The 19,453-nt window shown below is 71.8% G+C and carries 20 protein-coding genes; 12 read left to right on the top strand and 8 right to left on the bottom strand.

Going from position 1 to position 19,453, the window contains the following annotated elements:
* Both AB0958_RS21490 and AB0958_RS21495 read right to left on the bottom strand, forming a co-directional pair.
* Positions 1–234, bottom strand: coding sequence for a hypothetical protein (locus AB0958_RS21490; RefSeq protein ID WP_132886015.1), 234 nt, complete (start codon positions 232–234; stop codon positions 1–3).
* Between the two features lie 92 nt (positions 235–326).
* The gene (locus AB0958_RS21495; protein WP_366892051.1) at positions 327–1,307 is read right to left on the bottom strand and encodes a DEDDh family exonuclease; all 981 of its coding nucleotides are present in this window, start codon (positions 1,305–1,307) and stop codon (positions 327–329) included.
* 242 nt (positions 1,308–1,549) lie between these two features.
* Between AB0958_RS21495 and AB0958_RS21500 the strand changes: the two genes are divergently transcribed.
* From AB0958_RS21500 to AB0958_RS21535, 8 genes are all read left to right on the top strand, one after another.
* Positions 1,550–2,344: an acetoacetate decarboxylase family protein gene (locus AB0958_RS21500; protein ID WP_366892052.1), complete on the top strand. Its 795-nt coding sequence runs from the start codon at positions 1,550–1,552 to the stop codon at positions 2,342–2,344.
* The gene (locus AB0958_RS21505) at positions 2,344–3,228 is read left to right on the top strand and encodes an SDR family NAD(P)-dependent oxidoreductase (RefSeq protein WP_366892053.1); all 885 of its coding nucleotides are present in this window, start codon (positions 2,344–2,346) and stop codon (positions 3,226–3,228) included. The genes AB0958_RS21500 and AB0958_RS21505 overlap by 1 nt, the downstream gene beginning before the upstream one ends.
* Positions 3,229–3,240: 12 nt before the next feature.
* Positions 3,241–4,527 carry an amidohydrolase family protein gene (locus AB0958_RS21510; protein ID WP_366892054.1) on the top strand — a complete coding sequence of 429 codons (1,287 nt, stop codon included), beginning with the start codon at positions 3,241–3,243 and terminating at the stop codon, positions 4,525–4,527.
* Positions 4,524–5,753, top strand: a complete 1,230-nt coding sequence (locus tag AB0958_RS21515; protein ID WP_366892055.1) for an amidohydrolase family protein — start codon at positions 4,524–4,526, stop codon at positions 5,751–5,753. The genes AB0958_RS21510 and AB0958_RS21515 overlap by 4 nt, the downstream gene beginning before the upstream one ends.
* Positions 5,754–5,798: 45 nt before the next feature.
* A complete protein-coding gene (locus AB0958_RS21520) occupies positions 5,799–6,512 on the top strand; it encodes a VIT family protein (protein ID WP_366892056.1) in 714 nt (237 codons plus the stop codon).
* A 122-nt stretch (positions 6,513–6,634) separates the two neighbouring features.
* A complete protein-coding gene (locus tag AB0958_RS21525; RefSeq protein WP_366892057.1) occupies positions 6,635–7,501 on the top strand; it encodes a sterol desaturase family protein in 867 nt (288 codons plus the stop codon).
* Positions 7,498–8,163 (top strand): lysoplasmalogenase, encoded by a 666-nt coding sequence (locus AB0958_RS21530; RefSeq protein WP_366892058.1) that lies wholly within the window; start codon positions 7,498–7,500, stop codon positions 8,161–8,163. The genes AB0958_RS21525 and AB0958_RS21530 overlap by 4 nt, the downstream gene beginning before the upstream one ends.
* A 36-nt stretch (positions 8,164–8,199) precedes the next feature.
* On the top strand, positions 8,200–9,246 hold the full coding sequence (locus AB0958_RS21535) for a zinc-dependent alcohol dehydrogenase family protein (protein ID WP_366892059.1): 1,047 nt from the start codon (positions 8,200–8,202) through the stop codon (positions 9,244–9,246).
* Positions 9,247–9,298: 52 nt separating this feature from the next.
* Here the strand turns inward: AB0958_RS21535 and AB0958_RS21540 are convergent, their stop codons facing one another.
* The 3 genes from AB0958_RS21540 to AB0958_RS21550 all read right to left on the bottom strand — a co-directional run bounded on the left by AB0958_RS21540 (position 9,299) and on the right by AB0958_RS21550 (position 13,374).
* Positions 9,299–10,306 (bottom strand): CopD family protein, encoded by a 1,008-nt coding sequence (locus AB0958_RS21540; RefSeq protein WP_366892060.1) that lies wholly within the window; start codon positions 10,304–10,306, stop codon positions 9,299–9,301.
* A gap of 97 nt (positions 10,307–10,403) precedes the next feature.
* On the bottom strand, positions 10,404–11,780 hold the full coding sequence (locus AB0958_RS21545) for a CoA transferase (RefSeq protein ID WP_366892084.1): 1,377 nt from the start codon (positions 11,778–11,780) through the stop codon (positions 10,404–10,406).
* A gap of 52 nt (positions 11,781–11,832) precedes the next feature.
* The gene (locus AB0958_RS21550; RefSeq protein ID WP_366892061.1) at positions 11,833–13,374 is read right to left on the bottom strand and encodes a S8 family serine peptidase; all 1,542 of its coding nucleotides are present in this window, start codon (positions 13,372–13,374) and stop codon (positions 11,833–11,835) included.
* Positions 13,375–13,624: 250 nt separating this feature from the next.
* Here AB0958_RS21550 and AB0958_RS21555 point away from each other — a divergent pair, with 250 nt between their 5' ends.
* The 3 genes from AB0958_RS21555 to moaA all read left to right on the top strand — a co-directional run bounded on the left by AB0958_RS21555 (position 13,625) and on the right by moaA (position 16,746).
* Positions 13,625–13,978, top strand: a complete 354-nt coding sequence (locus AB0958_RS21555; protein WP_366892062.1) for a DUF485 domain-containing protein — start codon at positions 13,625–13,627, stop codon at positions 13,976–13,978.
* On the top strand, positions 13,975–15,603 hold the full coding sequence (locus AB0958_RS21560; RefSeq protein ID WP_366892063.1) for a cation acetate symporter: 1,629 nt from the start codon (positions 13,975–13,977) through the stop codon (positions 15,601–15,603). The genes AB0958_RS21555 and AB0958_RS21560 overlap by 4 nt, the downstream gene beginning before the upstream one ends.
* 153 nt (positions 15,604–15,756) lie before the next feature.
* The gene (gene moaA / locus AB0958_RS21565) at positions 15,757–16,746 is read left to right on the top strand and encodes a GTP 3',8-cyclase MoaA (RefSeq protein ID WP_366892064.1); all 990 of its coding nucleotides are present in this window, start codon (positions 15,757–15,759) and stop codon (positions 16,744–16,746) included.
* A 6-nt stretch (positions 16,747–16,752) separates the two neighbouring features.
* Here moaA and AB0958_RS21570 read toward each other — a convergent pair whose 3' ends face one another.
* Together AB0958_RS21570 and AB0958_RS21575 are read right to left on the bottom strand one after the other, a co-directional pair.
* On the bottom strand, positions 16,753–16,962 hold the full coding sequence (locus tag AB0958_RS21570; RefSeq protein WP_132885999.1) for a hypothetical protein: 210 nt from the start codon (positions 16,960–16,962) through the stop codon (positions 16,753–16,755).
* A 219-nt stretch (positions 16,963–17,181) separates the two neighbouring features.
* Complete coding sequence (locus tag AB0958_RS21575) at positions 17,182–17,583, bottom strand: DUF3099 domain-containing protein (RefSeq protein WP_366892065.1); 402 nt, start codon at positions 17,581–17,583, stop codon at positions 17,182–17,184.
* Positions 17,584–17,819: 236 nt separating this feature from the next.
* Between AB0958_RS21575 and AB0958_RS21580 the strand changes: the two genes are divergently transcribed.
* Positions 17,820–18,098 carry a GlsB/YeaQ/YmgE family stress response membrane protein gene (locus AB0958_RS21580; RefSeq protein WP_366892066.1) on the top strand — a complete coding sequence of 93 codons (279 nt, stop codon included), beginning with the start codon at positions 17,820–17,822 and terminating at the stop codon, positions 18,096–18,098.
* Between the two features lie 58 nt (positions 18,099–18,156).
* On the opposite strand, the gene tyrS is transcribed toward AB0958_RS21580, so the two are convergent.
* Entirely contained in the window at positions 18,157–19,425 is a 1,269-nt protein-coding gene (tyrS, locus tag AB0958_RS21585; protein WP_366892067.1) for a tyrosine--tRNA ligase, read from the bottom strand.
* Positions 19,426–19,453 lie beyond the last annotated feature (28 nt).

Consider the following 19,453-nt stretch of genomic DNA (forward strand, 5'->3'; position numbering starts at 1 on the left):
TCACACGCGGTCGACGATGCCCGACTTGCCGGCCTCGCGGGCGCAGTGGGCGCCGCAGTACCACTGGTTCTCGGCCTCGACGCCCTGGCCGATGATCGACACCTTGCAGTGCTCGCAGACCGGGGCCATCCGGTGGATCGCGCAGGAGAAGCAGTCGAAGACATGGACCGCGCCCTGCGCGTGCACCTCGAAGGTCATTCCGTAGTCATTGCCGCAAACTTCACATTTCGCCATGTGTCACAGCGTGGGTGGTCGTCCTCGGGCGGGCGAGTGGGCGCGGGGCGAGTCGCACGGCAATCACCCGTCCGTACGGTCCCGCGGCACGGTCACCTCTCCGACGCGGGCGCCACGTCCCGCAGCAGCTGCCCGAAGGCGGCCTCGTCGACGACCGGGGTCCCGAACTGGCGGGCCTTGACCACCTTCGACGTGCCCGAGTCCGGGTCGTTGGTGACGAGCAGGCTGGTGAGCCGCGAGATGCTCGTGGAGACGTGCAGACCGGCCTCCGCGGCCCGGTCCTCCAGGAGCTCCCGGTCGACCGAGGTGTCCCCGGAGAACGCCACCCGCATGCCCTGCCTGAGCGGTTCGCCGTCCTCGTACCGCCCCGGGTTCGGGTACGGGCAGGCCGGCCGTTTACGGGACGGGCGCCAGCTGCTCGGCCGGGAGCCGCCGCTCGCCTGCTGCCCGATCCTGGGCGTGTCCGACCACTCCGTCAGCGGCCGGCACTCGAGGAGCGGCAGCCGCACGTTCCCCGCGGCGGCGGCGCGCAGGCTGGGCCGGAACGCCTCCGCGAGCACGCGTGCGTCGTCCAGCGCGTGGTGCGCCCGCTGCTGTACGACTCCGAAGTGCGCGGCCAGGGTCTCCAGCTTGTGGTTGGGCAGCGGCAGGCCCAGTTCCTTGGAGAGCGCGATGGTGCACAGCCGCTGCCGCACCGGCGCCTCGGCCTTCGCGCGCGCGTACTCGCGGGCGATCATCTGCCAGTCGAAGACCGCGTTGTGCGCGACCAGCACCCGGCCGTCCAGCCGGGCCGAGAACTCCTCGGCGACGTCCGTGAACAGCGGCGCCCCTTCGAGCACCTCGCTCGTCAGGCCGTGGATCCACACGGGGCCCGGGTCGCGCTCGGGGTTGACCAGCGTGTACCAGTGGTCCTCGACCTCGCCGCGCTCGTCCAGCCGGTAGACGGCCGCGGAGATGATCCGGTCGTCCCGCGCCAGTCCGGTGGTCTCCACGTCGACGACCGCGTACCCCTTGGGATACGCGGTCGGCCACGGGGTGCCGAGGGACACTGCGGTCGTGCGGTCTTCGAGCATGGTCATTGAGGATACGGGCCCCCGCCGACAGTCCGGTCCGTCAGGTCGCGCGCCGTACCCGTCCGTTCGAACGCCCTGACCTCCCGTCGCACGACTGAGGTCCTTTGTCCCGATTGCCCGTCATGCGGCTGCGGATCGATGTCCTGATTGCCCGTCGCGTGGCTATGGACCTTTTCGCCGCCCGGTGCAAGCGTGCACCCCGCCCGACGCAGAAGGTCGCCGACGGAAGGGCGGTACGGCGGATGGCACGCGTACGGTACGGCGCTCGGAGCGAGGCGGAGATCGCGGCCACGCGCACCACGAGACTCCCCGACGTCTGGTCCACCGGGGTGGTGGCCGTCTGGGAGACCGACCCGGACGCGGTCGCCGCGGTCCTGCCACCCCCGCTCAAGCCCACCGGCCGGCCCCTGGCCCGGGTCACCGTCAGCAAGGTCGAACTGCCCGGATACCCGCTCGGCGCGGGCTCGTTCGCGGTGGCCGCCGCCCACGGCACGGTCGAGGGGTGGTACCCGCTGGTCATGCCGATGACCCACGAGCGGGCCCTCACCGCCGGCCGTGAGGTCTTCGGCGAGCCCAAGAAGCTCGGCGAGGTCACCGTCGAGCGCGAGGGTCCCGCCGTCCGCGCCGCCCTCGCCCGCCACGGTGTCACCTTCGTCGAGGTGTGCGGCACGGTCGACGGCCCGCTGCCGCTGCCCGAGCCCGCCCCGAGGACCGACTTCTACTTCAAGTTCCTCCCGGCGGTGGACGGTTCCGGCTTCGACGGCGACCCCGTCCTGGTGCACTGCCTCCGCGAGGAGAAGGTCCGCCGGCTGGAGCGGGTGAGCGGCGAGGTGGTCCTGCGCGAGTCGGGGTACGACCCGGTGGCCGACCTCCCGGTACTGCGACTGATCGACATCACCTTCGGCGAGAAGACCAGCGACCAGCGCGGCAGGGTCGCGGAACGGGTCGACGCCCAGGCCCTGTTGCCCTACGTCCACCAGCGCTACGACGATCCCCGGCAGATCCATGACGCGCCGCCGCAGGGGAGCGGGGACTGATGGAACTCCGTGCCGGACAGGTCGCCGTGGTCACCGGTGCGGCGAGCGGCCTCGGCCTCGCGATGGCCCGGCGGTTCGCCGCCGAGGGTCTGAAGGTGGTCCTCGCCGACGTGGAGGCCGCCGCCCTGGAGAAGGCCGCCGACGGCCTGCGCGCCGAGGGCGCGGACGTGCACGCGCGCGTGATCGACGTCGGCGTGCGCGAACAGGTCCTGGAACTGGCCGAGTCGGCCTACGACACGTTCGGCGCGGTGCACGTCCTGTGCAACAACGCCGGGGTCGGCTCGGGCGCCGAGGGCCGCATGTGGGAGCACGAACCGAACGACTGGAAGTGGGCGTTCGAAGTCAACGTGTGGGGCGTCTTCCACGGTGTACAGGCATTCCTCCCCAGAATGATCAAGTCGGGTCAACCCGGTCATGTGGTCAACACGTCCTCCGGCGACGGCGGGATCGCGCCGCTGCCGACGGCCTCCGTGTACGCCGTCACCAAGGCGGCCGTCGTCACGATGACCGAGTCCCTCTACGCCCATCTCCGGGCGGAGCACGCGCGCGTGGGCGCCTCGGTGCTCTTCCCGGGACCGCACATGCTGCGCACGGGCCTGTGGGAGTCGCACCGCAACCGGCCCGACCGCTGGGCCAAGGAACGCCCGCGCAGGACGCCGTACCGCAGCCTCGGCCAGTGGGAGGCGGCGATGCGTGCCGCGGGCAAGGAGGTCCGGTTCACGCCCGTCGAGGAGGTCGCCGCGTTCGTCGTGGCGGGCATCCGCGCGGACCGCTTCTGGCTGCTGCCGGACAGCGAGCACAGCGACGCCCAGATCCGGGCGCGGGCACGCTCGATGCTGGACCGGGCGAACCCGTCGTACCTCGAAAGCTTCGTCCTGGACTGACAGGGGACTGTGGTGACCGCCTACGACGACCCATATCTGATCATCTCCTCCGACTGCCACGCCGGGCTGCCCACCGAGGAGTACCGGCCCTATCTGGAGGCGCGGTTCCACCGCGACTTCGACGAGTTCCTCGCCGGGCGGGAGCACCGCCGGGAGGAGATGACCCGGCTCGGCATCCGCAACGAGGCGTTCGCCGCCCGGTGGTTCCAGGACAACGAGGAGGGGCTGCGCGGCGGCTGGGACAGCGCCCGGCGCCTGAAGGAGCTGGACGGCGACGGGGTGGCCGCCGAGGTGGTCTTCCCGGACGCCGACGCGGTCGACAGCCGGACGGCGGCGCCCTTCGGGGTGGGCCTCGGCCTGTCGGGCGACCACGACCCGGAGCTGGGCATGGCGGGTGCCCGGGCGCACAACCGCTGGCTGGCCGACTTCGTCTCCGAGCACCCGGAACGGCACTGCGGGGTGGCCCTGCTGCCGGTCACGGCCCCGACGGAGCGCGTCGTCGCGGAGGTGTACCGCGCCAGGGAGTCCGGCCTCGGCGCCCTGATGATCCCCTCCATGTGGGTGGACCGGGAGCCCTACCACGACCGCCGTTACGACCCCGTCTGGGCGGCCGCCGCCGACTGCGGGACGCCGGTCCTCACCCACTCCGGCGCGGCCCCGCGCCACGAGTACGGCGACCATCTCGGCATCTACGTGAGCGAGGTGACCTGGTGGCCGGCCCGCCCGCTGTGGTTCCTGCTCTGGTCCGGCGTCTTCGAACGCCATCCGGGCCTGCGCTTCGGCGTCGCCGAGTCGGGCTGCTGGTGGCTGCCGAACCTGCTGTGGTTCATGGACCGCCTCTACCTCGGCGCGCACGGCGGCAAGAAGCTCTCCCCCTTCGAGGGGCTGAGGCGCCCGCCGCACGAGTACCTCGACCGGCAGGTCTTCGTCTGCGCCACCAACACCAAGCGCCGCGAACTCGCCCAGCGGTACGAGATCGGCGTCGACAACATCCTCTGGGGCAGCGACTTCCCGCACCCCGAGGGCACCTGGCCCGACACGCGCGCGTGGCTGCGCCGCACCTTCCACGACATCCCGGTGGCCGAGACCCGCCGGATGCTGGGGCTCGCGGCGGCGGAGGCCTTCGGGTTCGACGTGGACCGCCTCGCCCCGCTGGCCCGCCGCATCGGCCCCACCCCGGCCGACCTCGGCCAGCAGGCCGACCAGGCGGCGGTGGAGGCCTCCTGGGCCCGCTCGCGCGCGGTGGGCCGCCACTGGCTGACCGACAACGACTTCCCCGTGCTGGGAGCGGATCGATGACCGGACAGGACCGCTACACGGTGATCTCGGCCGACTGTCACGCGGGCGCCGACCTCCTCGACTACCGGCCGTACCTGGAGAAGCGCCACCACGACGACTTCGACGTCTGGGCGGCGACCTACGTCAACCCGTACGAGGACCTGCTCGCCGACTCCGCCGACCGGAACTGGAACTCCGCGCGGCGGCTCGCGGAGCTGGAACAGGACGGGATCGTCGCGGAGGTGATCTTCCCGAACACCATTCCGCCGTTCTTCCCGTCCGGCTCGCTGATGGCGCCCGCACCGACGGCGGCGGAGTTCGAACGGCGCTGGGCGGGCCTGCGCGCCCACAACCGCTGGCTGGCCGACTTCTGCGCGGACGCGCCCGGCCGCCGCGCGGGTGTCTTCCAGATCCTCCTGAACGACGTGGAGGAGGCCGTCAAGGAGATCCGCTGGTCGGTGACGGCGGGCCTGAAAGGCGGACTCCTGCTGCCCGGCACCCCGCCCGGCTCGGGCCTTCCCGAACTCCACGCGCGCGTCTACGACCCGATCTGGGCCGTCTGCGCGGAACTCGGCGTACCCGTCAACCACCACGCGGGTTCGGCCTCCCCGCCGCTCGGCGACGAACCCGCCGCCCGCGCGGTCTTCATGGTCGAGACGACCTGGTTCTCGCACCGGGCGCTGTGGCACCTGATCTTCGGCGGCGCCTTCCGCCGCCACCCGGGCCTGCGGCTGGTCCTCACCGAACAGGGCTCGGGCTGGATCCCCGGGGTCCTGGCCATGCTGGACTACTACCACGGCCGCATGCTGGCGGCCACGAAGGCGTCGACCGCGGAGGCGAAGTTCGGGGTCGGCCTGGCGGAGGCGATGGGCGATCCGCCGTCCTCGGTGTGGCACGACAACTGCTTCGTCGGTGCCAGCTTCATGCGCCCCCACGAGGTACCGCTGCGCGACCGCATCGGCCTCGACAAGATCATGTGGGGCAGCGACTACCCGCACGACGAGGGGACGTACCCGTACACCCGTGAGGGCCTGCGCTTCGCCTTCGCCGGCGTCCCGCGCGCGGAGCTGGCGGCGATGCTCGGCGGCAACGCGGCCCGGGTCTACGGCTTCGACCTGGACCTCCTGGACCCGATCGCGGCGAAGGCGGGACCGACGGTGGCGGAGCTCGCCGAGCCGCTGCCGACGCCTCCGGCGGACGCCACGAGCCCGGTGTTCGCGCGGGGTGCCTCGGTACGCGTCTGGTGACGTCGGTACGGCGGCCGTGGGCCTCGGGATGCGATCCTCCCTGCTGTGACGGAACCTGTGCACGAGAACGAGGCCCACGGGGGAGCGCTCGGCTCCCGGCTGAACTGGCTGCGGGCGGCCGTCCTGGGCGCGAACGACGGCATCGTGTCGACGGCGGGCATCGTCGTCGGCGTCGCCGGCGCCACGGCCGACCGCAACACCCTGCTGACGGCGGGCCTGGCGGGCCTGCTCGCCGGATCCATGTCGATGGCGGCGGGCGAGTACGTGTCGGTGTCCACCCAGCGGGACTCCGAACTGGCCGCACTCGCCCAGGAGAAGCGGGAGCTGAAGGAGCAGCCCGAGGCCGAACTCGAGGAACTGACCGAGCTGCTGGAGCGCCGCGGCCTGACCCGGGAGGTGGCCCGTGAGGCAGCCGTCCAGCTGACCGAACGCGACGCGCTGAGGGCTCACGCACGCGTGGAACTGGGCATCGACCCGGACGAACTCACCAGCCCCTGGCACGCGGCGCTGGCCAGCTTCCTGGCCTTCACGGTGGGCGCCCTGCTCCCGCTGCTGGCGATCGTCCTGCCGCCGTCCGGCTGGCGGCTCCCGGTCACGGTGGGCTCGGTGCTGGCGGCCCTGGTCCTCACCGGCTGGACCAGCGCCCGGCTGGGCGCCGCGGCGGTGGGCCCGGCGGTCCTGCGCAACGTCCTGGGCGGCGCACTGGCCATGGCGGTCACCTACGCCGCGGGAAGCCTGCTGGGGGCGGCCGGCGTGTAGCCCTCGGGGGCCCGGCCGGCCGGGTATTGGCGGAGACCGCCAACAAGCAAGCGCGTACCGCCGGTGATACTTGTGGGTAACAACGTCTAGCCGCGGCCGACCAGCGGTTCTACGGTGCCCACATGCCGAACCTGCCCGATGTCGTGCTGTGGTCGATACCCGCCTTCGTGCTGCTCACCGTGATCGAGGTGATCAGCTACCGCGTCCATCCCGACGACGACGCCGGCGGGTACGAGACCAAGGACGCGGCCACCAGCATCGGCATGGGGCTCGGATCACTGGTGTTCGACTTCGTCTGGAAGATCCCGATCGTCGCGATCTACACGGCGGTGTACGAACTCACCCCGCTGCGGGTTCCCGTCCTGTGGTGGACCGTCCCCCTGATGCTGCTCGGCCAGGACTTCCTCTACTACTGGTCCCACCGCGGCCACCACGTCATCCGCATCCTGTGGGCCTGCCACGTCGTCCACCACTCCAGCAAGAAGTTCAACCTGAGCACCGCGCTGCGCCAGCCCTGGACCTCGCTGACCGTGTGGCCGTTCTACGTCCCGCTCGTCGCCGCGGGCGTGCACCCGGCCGCGCTCGCCTTCTGCTCCTCCGCGAACCTCGTCTACCAGTTCTGGATCCACACCGAACGCATCGACAAGATGCCCCGGTGGTTCGAGTTCGTGTTCAACACGCCGTCCCACCACCGGGTCCACCACGCCTCCCAGGGCGGTTACCTGGACCGCAACTTCGGCGGGATCCTCATCGTCTGGGACCGGCTCTTCGGGTCCTGGGTGCCCGAGGTCGAACGACCTGTGTACGGGTTGACCAAGAACATCGACACGTTCAATCCGCTCAAGGTGGCCACGCACGAATACCTGGCCATCGGCAGGGACCTGAGGGCCGCGCGCGGTTGGCGGGAGCGGGCCGGACGGGTGTTCCGGGGACCGGGCTGGGCCCCGGCGCCCGCCGTGACACAGGCCGAGGAGTCCGTGGCCGCGTGAGAGCGACCCGCCCGCTGCGCGCCGCCTTCGTCCTCGCCGTCGCCGTCGACCTCGGGTGCCTCGCCGCCGGCCTGCGCGCCGGGCACCTGGCCGCCAAACCGCTCCTCATGCTCCTGCTCGCCGCGTACACCGCCCGCGCGGGCGGTCCGCGGCTGCTCGTCGCCGCCCTGCTGTGCGGCTGGGGCGGCGACGTCCTGCTGCTCTCCGGCGCCGAGCCCGCGTTCATGGCCGGCATGGCCTGTTTCGCCGCCGGGCACGTCTGCTACCTCGTCCTGTTCCGGCGCCTCGGGCCGCCACGCGCGCGTGCCCGCGGCCTCGCCCCCGCCTACGCCGCCGCCCTCGCCACCCTGGTCGTCCTGCTGTGGCCGGACCTGCCCGCCGGTCTGCGCCTCCCGGTCGTCGGCTACAGCACCCTGCTCACCGCCATGGCGTACACCGCCGGCACCCGGTGCGGCCCGGTCGCCGGGCTCGGCGGCGCGTTCTTCATGCTCTCCGACACCCTCATCGCGACCGGCGTCGCCCACTGGCCACAACCGCCGGCCCCCGACTTCTGGATCATGCTCACCTATGCGGCGGCGCAGTTCCTGCTGGTACGGGGCACCCTCGACGCGCGGCCCGCACCGGCCACGACGTACGGTGAAGTGCGCTCGGCCACCCCTTGAGCGCACCCACGCCACCGCACGAGAAGGATCCTCGCCATGCGCGCCACCACCATCCACGCCCCGTACGACATGCGCGTGGAGGACGTGCCCGAGCCCGTGGTGCAGCTGCCCACCGACGCCGTCGTACGGGTGCTGCGCGCCTGCATCTGCGGCAGCGACCTGTGGGCGTACCGCGGCGAGGCGGCCCGGCAGCCGGGACAGCGCATCGGGCACGAGTTCCTCGGCGTGGTCGAGGAGACCGGCTCCGAGGTGGGCACGGTGAAGCGCGGGGACCTCGTGGTCGCGCCCTTCATGTGGTCCGACGGCGTCTGCGACTACTGCCGCGAGGGCCTGACCACGTCCTGCGAGCACGGCGGCTTCTGGGGCGCCGTGGGGTACGACGGCGGCCAGGGCGAGGCGGTCCGGGTCCCGTTCGCCGACGGCACCCTCGTCCGGCTCCCCAAGGAGGCGGCCTCCGACGACCACCTGCTCTCCGCCCTGCTGACCCTCTCCGACGTGCTCGGCACCGGCCACCACGCGGCCCTCGGCGCGGGCGCCCGCCCCGGTGCCACGGTCGCCGTCGTCGGGGACGGCGCGGTCGGCCTGTGCGCCGTGCTGGCCGCCAGGCGCCTGGGCGCCGAGCGGATCATCGCGCTGGGCCGGCACGAGGTCCGCACCGACATCGCGCGCCGCTTCGGCGCCACCGACGTCGTCGCCGAACGCGGGGACGCGGCCGTGGCGGCCGTACGCGAACTCACCCGCGGCCAGGGCGCGCACGCCGTCGTCGAGGCCGTCGGAACCGAGCAGTCCATGCGGACGGCCGTCGACATCACCCGGGCCGGCGGCGCGATCGGCTTCGTCGGCGTGCCGCACGGCAGCGGCACCGGCCTGGACCTCGGCGTCATGTTCGACCGGAACATCGCCCTGCGCGGCGGTGTCGCCCCGGTCCGCGCCTACATCCCCGACCTGCTGCCCGACGTCCTCGACGGCACCATCGACCCGTCGCCGGTCTTCGACCTGACCGTCGGCATCGAGGGCGTGCCCGACGGCTACAAGGCGATGGACGAGCGCACCGCGCTGAAGGTGCTCGTCACGAACGGCTGAACCGAAGAACGGCTGAACCGAAGAACGGCTGAACCGAAGGGCACACCGCTGATCAAGTCCATCTGATCGGCAGCGGCAGCGCCGTCAGCACCCCCGACACCGCCACCACCGTCCCGAGCACGGCCACCTCGGCCCGGGCGGGGACGCAGGCGGTCAGCGGGTCGGCCGCCCGGCGCAGCCGGACCCGGGCCCACAGCGCGAGCACGCAGACGACGGCCACGAGGACCACCTTCGCCAGCAGGGTGCGCCCGTACACCGTCGTCGTCAGCTGGTCCAGGATCGTGCCCGCCGGCATCCGCCGCAGCGAACTCCACACGCCCGTCGCGGTGACGGCCGCCAGCAGTACGGCCGCCACGCGCGCGTAGAGCCCGAGCAGGGCGGCCCCCGCCGCCCCGCCGCGCCGGCGGCGCAGCACGCGCAGCGTGTGCAGCAACCCGCCCACCCACAGGGCCGCGCACGTCAGGTGCACCAGGGTGAGCACGGAACCCGTCAGCGGGTCGTGCTCGGGCGCCGGGTGCGCCCGCAGCGCCTCCGCGACGGCCACCGCCGCCAGCGGCCACACCTGGGCCGCCGGGCGGCGCGAGCGGGCCGACAGTCCGGCCAGCAGGAAGGAGTTGACCTCCAGCAGCGCCAACCGGCCGTCCCGCGACCGGTACAGACCGCCCACGTCGACGTCGGCGAGCGCATGCGGCACCAGGTTGCCCGTCGACACGACCGAGGCGAGCCCCAGCGCGGCCGCGAAACCGGCGACGGCCGCGAACACCGCCCAGCTGCGCGGCCGTTCGACCGGTGCGTCCGGGAGCCGGCGCGCCAGCCGGTCCACCGACAGCTCGCCGAGCGGCACGCACAGAGCCGCGAACAACACCCCGCGCAGCAAGGCGACACCGCCCACCCCGGGCGCCGCGGCCTCCCCGGTGCCGTGCAGCGCGAGCGACGGCCCGAGCAGCGGCACCAGCGCGGCCGCCGCCACCAGGACCAGGAAGACGACGGCCCGGCCGGTCCCGGGACGCCCCGCGGAACCGCCCGCGGCCACCTCGGCGGTCGATCGTGTCAACGTCACCCCAAGGTCTTCACCAGCCGTGACAGAACCGGGCAAGTAAAGGGAAACAGCTCCCGGAACGGCATTCCACCCATTCGCACGGTTCCGGCCACGACGGTCATGCCCAGCGGGCCGGTTCCGAACCCCACGGCACCGGCCGCCGCGCCCAGTCGGCAGGGCCACCCGTGAAGCGCAACGGCGGCCGGGCGTACCGCAGCCGGCCCAGCGCGCTGTCCGTCTCCGCGAGCCATGCCGCCGGTCCCGGGTCCGCCTCGCCGGCCTCCGGTTCCGGCTCCAGCTCCGTACTGAGCCACCGCGCGGTGCGCGCCAGGGCCAGCCGTACGAACCGGCTGCCGCCGTCGTACGACTGCTCGGTCAGCGCGCGCAGCACGCCCGCCGCCAGCAGGTATCCGGTGCCGTGGTCCAGCGCCTGTGCGGGCAGGGCGCCCGGCCGGTCGGCCGAGCCCTCGGTCTCCGCGATGCCGGTGGCGACCTGCACGAGGCTGTCGAAGCCGCGCCGGCCGCCCCACGGCCCGTACGCGCCCCACGCCGACACCTGGGCCACGACCAGCCCGGGGCGCCGTGCGGCCAGCGCCTCGGGCGTGAGTCCGAACCGGTCCAGCGAGCCCGGCCGGTAGCCGGTGACCACGACGTCCGCCGACGCCAGCAGCTCCTCGAAGGCCGCCCGGTCCGTGGCCAGGTCGAGCGTCGCCGAGCGTTTCCCGAAACCGGTGTCGGCGTGCTGATCGGCCAGTTCGGGCAGCCACGGCGCGTCCAGGCGCAGGACGTCCGCGCCCAGCAGCCCCAGGGTGCGGGTTGCGACCGGTCCCGCGAGGACGCGGGTCAGATCCAGGACCCGCAGCCCGGCCGCGGGCAGCAGCGGCGCGGCGCCCGCGTCGAGCGGCGCGAGCACGCGCGCGTGCGCACTGTCCAGGCGGCCCCGTTCGACCAGCGGGCGCGCGGCCACCTCGACGGCCTGTCCGTGTGCGGCCCACTCGCCGGGCGAGCGCAGGGCCACGGCGAGCCCGCCGACGGCGTGGGCCGCGTCCTCCACCGCCACGGCGGGCCGTTCGGCGATCCGCGCCGCCACGTCCTGCGGCGAGGCGTCCTCCGGCAGCCCCAGTGCCGCCCGCAGCCGGGCCCTGTGGTGCGGGTAGTTGGCGTGCGTGCGCACCCAGCCGTCGGCCGTGCGCCAGAACCGCGACAGCGGGGCGAACGGTACGGGGGGCCGTCCGTCGACCAGCAGCTGCCGCTCGCTGGTGAACGCCGCCGCCACCGCCCCGTCGTCCACCAGGACCGCGGGCACCTCGGCCCGTCCGGTCCGCCGTGCCCCCAGTTCGGCGGCGGCCAGCGTGCACGCGCTGACACACGCGCGGGCGAGCTGCCGTACCGGAAGGCGGGCCGGCAGCGTGCCCGCGCGCGCCACGGTCGTGACCCGCGCGGGCAGCGAGGGGTCGCCGCCCAGCGCGGACCATGCATAGTTGATCGCAGTCATGACTTCAGCCATGACTGAACTATGCATTATTGATCCAATCAATACACGCGGGTCACCCGCCGACCGCCGCCAGGGCGTCGGCGATGCCCCAGCCGTAGAAGCCGTTGCGGTTCCTCGAGCCCTCGCACACCGCGTCGACCTTGCCGTCGCCGTTGATGTCGTACGGGTCGGTGCACGGCGTGGCCGTCGCCTCCGCGTACAGCAGGGCCTTCACCATGGCGGGGGAGGCGTGCGGATGGGTTGACTTGATCAATGCGGCGACACCGACGACGTGCGGGGTCGCCATCGACGTACCGGCCATGTAGCCCCATCTGCCGCCCGGCAGCGGGCCCAGGATCGAGCCGCTGGTGGCCGGGGGCTGCGGCGCCTGGTAGGACGTCGAGTCACCGCCGGGGGCGGCGATGTCGATGACCCCGAGGCCGTAGTTGGAGAACGACGACTTGAGGCCCTTCGCTCCGGTCGCCGCGACCGTGACCACCCCCGGCAGCTGGGTCGGGATGTCGAAGCACTTGTGCGGGTCGATCACCCGGTCGCTCGGGGTGCCGTCGTTCGGCGAGACCGGGTCGGTGATCGAGTCGGAGGCCAGGTCGTAGCTCTCGTTGCCGGCCGCGGCCACATTGACGGTGCCCTTGCGTTCCGCGAACCGGGAGGCCCGGGTGATGGAGTCGACGAGTGCCCTCTGGTCCGGGTCGTCGGTGCAGTTGAAGTACCAGGGGTCGGTGTAATAGCTGTTGTTCGTGACGTCGATGTGGTGCTCGGCCGCCCACACGAAGCCGCACACCACCGCCTCCGTGTAGAAGTACCCCTGCGAGGTGGCGACCTTGATGCCCGCCACCTTGACGCCCGGCGCGACACCGGTGATGCCTATCCCGTTCTTCGCGCCCGCGATCTCGCCCGCCACGTGCGTCCCGTGCGGGCTCTCCGTCGAACTGGGCCGCCAGGCGCCGTACGTCGTGTCCGGCTTGCCCGAGACGCAGTTGGCGGACTGCGCGGCGGAGAAGTTCGGGGCGATGTCCGGGTGGGTGTCGTCGACGCCGGTGTCGATGACGGCGACGGTGACCTTCGGACTGCCCAGGGTCTTCTCGTGCGCCTTGTCGGCCTTGATGGCGGGCAGGTCCCACTGCAGCGGCTCCAGCGGGTCCTGCCCGTCCGTCGCCCTGGTGTCCGCCGCCGCGACCTGCTGGGAGCTGAGCACCTCGGGGGTGCCGACGTCGGTGGTCGACTGGGCGGGCAGCGGGGCGTTGCGCGTGGCGCCGGCCGAGTCCACGCCCGGCACCCCGCGGATGGACTTCGCGAAGTCGGCGTTCGACGAGTGGACGACGATGACGCCGATCTCGTCGTACGCGATCACCACCGAACCGCCGGCCCGGTCGATCGCCCGCTGGACGCGCTCGGAGGTTCCGTGGCCGGGGCGGATGTTGACGACATAACTGAGCGAGGTCGCGTCCGTGGTGCCGGCGCTGAGGGACGCCGCCGCCCCACCGGTGTCGGCCGCGGACGCGGAGACGTCGGGCAGGAAGGCCAGGGCCGTGGCCATGACCATGCCGAGCGGGACGGCGAGGACGCGGCGGTGGCGCGGCTGGAACACAGTCATGCGGATGAGCCTCCGGTTCGGTCGCGGAACGGACGTGCTGGAAAGCAGTCGGATGGGCCGATTGGGCAGGTACATGACGCGTGGTGCAGGGTGAAGGTAACCTCCGCACCCGCCGGCCAGCAATGACCGGACCTTCGCGCGACCGACTTCCGAAAGAACCCGCGCGGGTTGAACCCGTCCACGCGTGGCGCCGTGACCTTGGGCAGTGAATGAGGTCAGAATCCGCATGTCCGTATCGCGAGGAGACTCCGTGGCAACCGAGACACCACCGCCCTCGAACGCGCAGACCCGGCCCTCCGGCGAGGAGTTCGCCGAGGTGCAGCAGAGTCCGGAATTCGCCGAACTGCGGCACTCCTACCGCTCCTTCGCCTTCCCGCTGACCTTCGCCTTCATCGCCTGGTACCTGCTGTACGTCCTGCTCTCCAACTACGCGGGCGACTTCATGGGAACCAAGGTCGTCGGCAACATCAACGTCGCCCTGGTCCTCGGCCTCGCCCAGTTCCTCACCACGTTCCTCATCGCCTGGTGGTACGCCCGGCACGCCGCCACCAGGCTCGACCCCAAGGCCGAGGCCATCAAGTCCAGGATGGAGGGCGGCGCATGAGTCCCGCACCGCACACCGCCCTGCTGGCCGCAGGCGAGGCCAGTGACCACCGCGCGCTGATCATCACCCTGTTCGCGGTGTTCGTCGCCGCCACCCTGGTCATCACCGTCTGGGCCGGCCGCCAGACCAAGGGCGCCGCGGACTTCTACGCGGGCGGCCGCCAGTTCACCGGCTTCCAGAACGGCCTCGCCGTCTCCGGCGACTACATGTCCGCCGCGTCCTTCCTCGGCATCGCCGGCGCCATCGCGCTCTTCGGCTACGACGGCTTCCTGTACTCCATCGGTTTCCTGGTCGCCTGGCTCGTCGCCCTGCTCCTGGTCGCCGAACCGCTGCGCAACTCCGGCCGCTACACGATGGGCGACGTGCTGGCGTACCGCATGCGCCAGCGCCCGGTCCGCACCGCGGCCGGCACCTCCACCATCGTCGTGTCGATCTTCTACCTGCTGGCCCAGATGGCGGGCGCGGGCGTCCTGGTCTCCCTCCTCCTCGGCATCACCAGCGACGCCGGCAAGATCGGCATCGTCGCCCTGGTCGGCCTCCTGATGATCGTCTACGTCACCATCGGCGGCATGAAGGGCACCACCTGGGTCCAGATGGTCAAGGCCGTGCTGCTCATCGCGGGCGCCCTGCTGCTGACCTTCATGGTCCTGGCCAAGTTCCACTTCAACATCTCCGACCTGCTCGGCAAGGCCGCCGACAACAGCGGCAAGGGTTCCGCCTTCCTGGAGCCCGGCCTGAAGTACGGCGCCACCGGCACCAGCAAGCTGGACTTCCTCTCCCTCGGCATCGCCCTGGTCCTCGGCACCGCCGGCCTGCCGCACATCCTGATCCGCTTCTACACCGTGCCCACCGCGAAGGCCGCCCGTAAGTCGGTCATCTGGGCGATCGGTCTGATCGGCGCCTTCTACCTGATGACCCTCGCCCTCGGCTTCGGCGCGGCCGCGCTGATCAAACCGGACGAGATCATCGCCTCCAACAAGGCCGGCAACACCGCGGCCCCCCTGCTCGCCCTGCACCTGGGCGGTGTCGACTCCAACTGGGGCGCCATCCTGCTGGCCACCATCTCGGCGGTGGCCTTCGCGACGATCCTCGCCGTGGTCGCCGGCCTGACCCTCGCCTCGTCCTCCTCCTTCGCCCACGACATCTACGCCAACGTCATCAAGAAGGGGCAGGCCACCGAGAAGCAGGAACTGGGCGCGGCCCGCTGGGCCACCGTCGGCATCGGCGCGGTCTCGATCGTCCTCGGCGCCCTCGCCCGCGACCTGAACGTCGCCGGCCTGGTCGCCCTGGCCTTCGCGGTCGCCGCCTCCGCCAACCTGCCGACCATCCTCTACAGCCTCTTCTGGAAGAGGTTCACCACCGCGGGGGCCCTCTGGTCGATCTACGGCGGCCTGGTCACCGCGGTCGGTCTGGTGCTGTTCTCGCCGGTGGTGTCCGGCAAGGAGACGTCGATGTTCCCGCACGCCGACTTCCACTGGTTCCCGTTGGAGAACCCGGGCATCATCTCGATCCCGGTCGGATTCCTGCTCGGCGTGGTGGGCACTCTGCTGTCCAAGGAGGCCCCGGACACCGCCAAGTACGCGGAGCTGGAGGTGCGGTCCCTCACCGGCACCGGAGCGCACTGAGGTTCGTACGAGCGGCCGCGCCGACGGGATCGTAGGGTCCTACGACGCGGCCCCGCCGTACCTCGTGAGATCGGGCCCCTCCCGATGTCAGTGCCGTCACGTAGGCTCACAGATGACGGCAGAGAACCGGATGGATCGAGGGAGGGGGCCCACGTGCTCGTCGACACCTACGGCCGGGTGGCCACCGACCTGCGAGTGTCGCTGACCGACCGCTGCAACCTGCGCTGCACGTACTGCATGCCCGAGGAGGGCCTGCAGTGGCTGGCCAAGCCCGACCTGCTCACCGACGACGAGATCGTCCGGCTGGTCGACATCGCCGTGCGGCTGCTGGGCATCGAGGAGGTCCGCTTCACCGGTGGCGAGCCGCTGCTGCGCCCGGGGCTGACCGGCATCGTGGAGCGGGTGGCCGCCCTGGAACGCCGCCCCCGGATGTCCCTGACCACCAACGGCATCGGTCTGCGCCGGACCGCCGCGGCCCTGAAGACGGCCGGCCTCGACCGGGTGAACGTCTCGCTCGACACCCTCCGTCCGGACGTCTTCAAGACCCTCACCCGCCGGGACCGCCACCGCGACGTCCTCGACGGCCTGCGGGCGGCCCGCGACGCCGGCCTCACCCCGGTCAAGGTGAACACCGTCCTGATGCCCGGGCTGAACGAGGACGAGGCCCCCGACCTGCTGGCCTGGGCGGTCGCCCACGACTACGAACTGCGCTTCATCGAGCAGATGCCGCTGGACGCCCAGCACGGCTGGAAGCGGGACCGCATGGTGACGGCCGGCGACATCCTCGCCTCGCTGCGCACCCGCTTCGACCTCACGGCCGAGGGCACGGACGACCGCGGCTCGGCGCCGGCGGAGCGCTGGCTGGTGGACGGCGGCCCGCACCGCGTCGGCGTCATCGCCTCTGTCACCCGCCCGTTCTGCGCGGCCTGCGACCGCACCCGCCTCACGGCCGACGGGCAGATACGCACCTGCCTGTTCGCGCGCGAGGAGACCGACCTGCGCGGCGCGCTCCGCTCGGGCGCGCCGGACGAGGAGATCGCCCGCGTCTGGCGACTGGCGATGTGGGGCAAGAAGGCGGGAGCTGGCCTGGACGACCCCTCGTTCATCCAGCCGGACCGGCCGATGTCCGCGATCGGTGGCTAGCGCCGGTTACCGCTCGGCGGACTCCCACTCCCGCAGGGACACGACGTCCTTGAGGAAACCCCGCACCCCCAGGAACTGCGCGAGATGCTCCCGGTGCTCCTCGCAGGCGAGCCAGGTCTTCCGCCGCTCGGGCGTGTGAATCTTCGGGTTGTTCCAGGCCAGCACCCACACCGCGGCGGCCCGGCAGCCCTTCGCTGAACAGATGGCGTCACTCACTGCTTCGTCTCACAAAAAAAGCCCCGCAAAACAAGGCGACGCCGAGCAGCCACGGGGGGAGCTGCCCGGCGTCGGTCCGTCGCTCCGACGGGGGATGCGGAGCGCGTACGAAGTATGTCATGGGTCACCCTCGGCCCGGCACTGGAACAGCATGATTGATCTGAGCTTTTCTTGAGCTTTGTGCAGGGCTGTCGTCCGCTTGCTTCGCGACCCCGACGCTCAGACCGACTCCGGCCGCTCGCCGCGCGCCCCCGTCGGCGGGTCCGCCGACGCGTCCTTAGGGACCGTTTCCGCAGGAGGGTCCTCCGCCCGCGGCGGCGCGATCATCAGCCTGGTGGGCGCGACACCGAACGTCGACGGAAGCGACGGCGGCCGTTCCCGTCCCGCGTTGGCGATGACGACCGCGACATAGGGGAGCAACGCGCCGAGCACCAACGCCACCACGGCCACATACCGTTCGACGTTCCACAGCGTGGCCGCGAGGATCACGGACACGGTGCGGATCGTCATCGAGATGACGTACCTCCGCTGCCGGCCCCGCACGTCCTCGGCCAAACCCGTACGGGCCCCGGTGATCCGGAACACCTGGACGTTGCCGTCGCCGCGCTGCTTCCGCGTCACAATCCACCATCCGCCCGCATCGGACTCTCCCTGACCCCGTCCGCACCCGCTCGGGGAACCGGGTCAGGACCCTTTCCACGGTACGCCGCGCCTGCGCCGCCTTCGAGACCGGGGCGCCCACCGGCCTGCGTGAACACCCTGCGCCGTACCGCGTACGGACGTACCGACATGCGTCGTACGGCGTACGGGCCGAGACTTGGCGTAATGCTCACGTAGAGCCGGACGAGGAGGCAGCCATGGGCTGGTTGTGGGCGATCATCGTGGGGTTCGTGCTGGGCCTCATCGCGAAGGCGATCATCCCCGGCAAGCAGCACAGTCCGCTCTGGCTGACGACCATCTTCGGCATGCTGGGCGCGATCGCCGGCAACGCGATCGCCGGCGCCTTCGGCGTGGCGTCGACGAAGGGCATCGACTGGACCCGCCACCTCTTCCAGCTCATCGCCGCGATCATCATCGTGGCCCTGGGCGACATGGTCTACATGGCGACACTGGGCAAGCGAAAGTACCGAACCTGAACCTCGGCCTCACGGCGCCCGTCGGGGTGCGGGCAGCACACCCGCACCCCCACGACGGCTACGAACCCACGACCTCCACAGCCGCCAGGTTCTTCTTCCCCCGCCGCAGCACCAGCCACCGCCCGTGCAGCAGCTCGTCCCCGGAGGGCACCGCGTCCTCGGCGGTCACCTTCACGTTGTTCACGTAGGCACCGCCCTCCTTCACCGTCCGGCGGGCGGCGGACTTGCTGGCCACCAGCCCGACCTCGGCGAACAGGTCGACCACCGGACCGAGCTCGGCCACCTGGACGTGCGGCACCTCGGAGAGCGCGGCCGACAGCGTCCGCTCGTCCAGCTCCGCCAGCTCGCCCTGACCGAACAGCGCCTTGGACGCGGCGATCACCGCGGCCGTCTGGTCGGCCCCGTGGACCAGCGTCGTCAGCTCCTCCGCCAGCGCCCGCTGCGCGGCCCGCGCCTGCGGCCGCTCCTCGGTCTGCTTCTCCAGCTCCTCCAGTTCCTCGCGGGACTTGAAGGACAGGATCCGCAGGTACGACGAGATGTCCCGGTCGTCCACGTTCAGCCAGAACTGGTAGAACGCGTACGGCGTCGTCATCTCCGCGTCGAGCCAGATGGCGCCGCCCTCGGTCTTGCCGAACTTGGTGCCGTCCGCCTTCGTCATCAGCGGCGTCGCCAGCGCGTGCACCTCGGCACCGGGCTCCAGGCGGTGGATCAGGTCCAGCCCGGCCGTGAGGTTGCCCCACTGGTCGCTGCCGCCCTGCTGGAGCGTGCAGCCGTACCGCCGGAACAGCTGGAGGAAGTCCATGCCCTGGAGGATCTGGTAGCTGAACTCCGTGTAGCTGATGCCCTGGTCGGACTCCAGGCGACGGGCCACGGAGTCCTTGGTCAGCATCTTGTTGACACGGAAGTGCTTGCCGATGTCCCGCAGGAACTCGATCGCCGACAGGCCCTCGGTCCAGTCGAGGTTGTTGACCATGACGGCCGCGTTCTCACCCTCGAAGGACAGGAACGGCTCGATCTGGGCGCGGAGCCTGCCGACCCAGCCGGCGACCGTCTCCGGGTCGTTCAGCGTCCGCTCGGCCGTCGGGCGGGGGTCGCCGATCAGACCCGTCGCCCCGCCCACCAGTGCCAGCGGACGGTGCCCCGCCTGCTGGAGCCGGCGCACCGTGAGCACCTGCACCAGGTGTCCGACGTGCAAGGACGGCGCCGTCGGGTCGAAACCGCAATAGAACGTGACGGGACCGTCCGCGAGCGCCTTGCGCAAAGCGTCCTCGTCAGTGGACAGGGAGAACAGCCCCCGCCACTTCAGCTCGTCGACGATGTCCGTCACGGTTCTCGTATCTCCTTGGATGATCCTC

The organism is Streptomyces sp. NPDC006655 (assembly GCF_040703965.1).
Classification (GTDB): Bacteria; Actinomycetota; Actinomycetes; order Streptomycetales; family Streptomycetaceae; genus Streptomyces.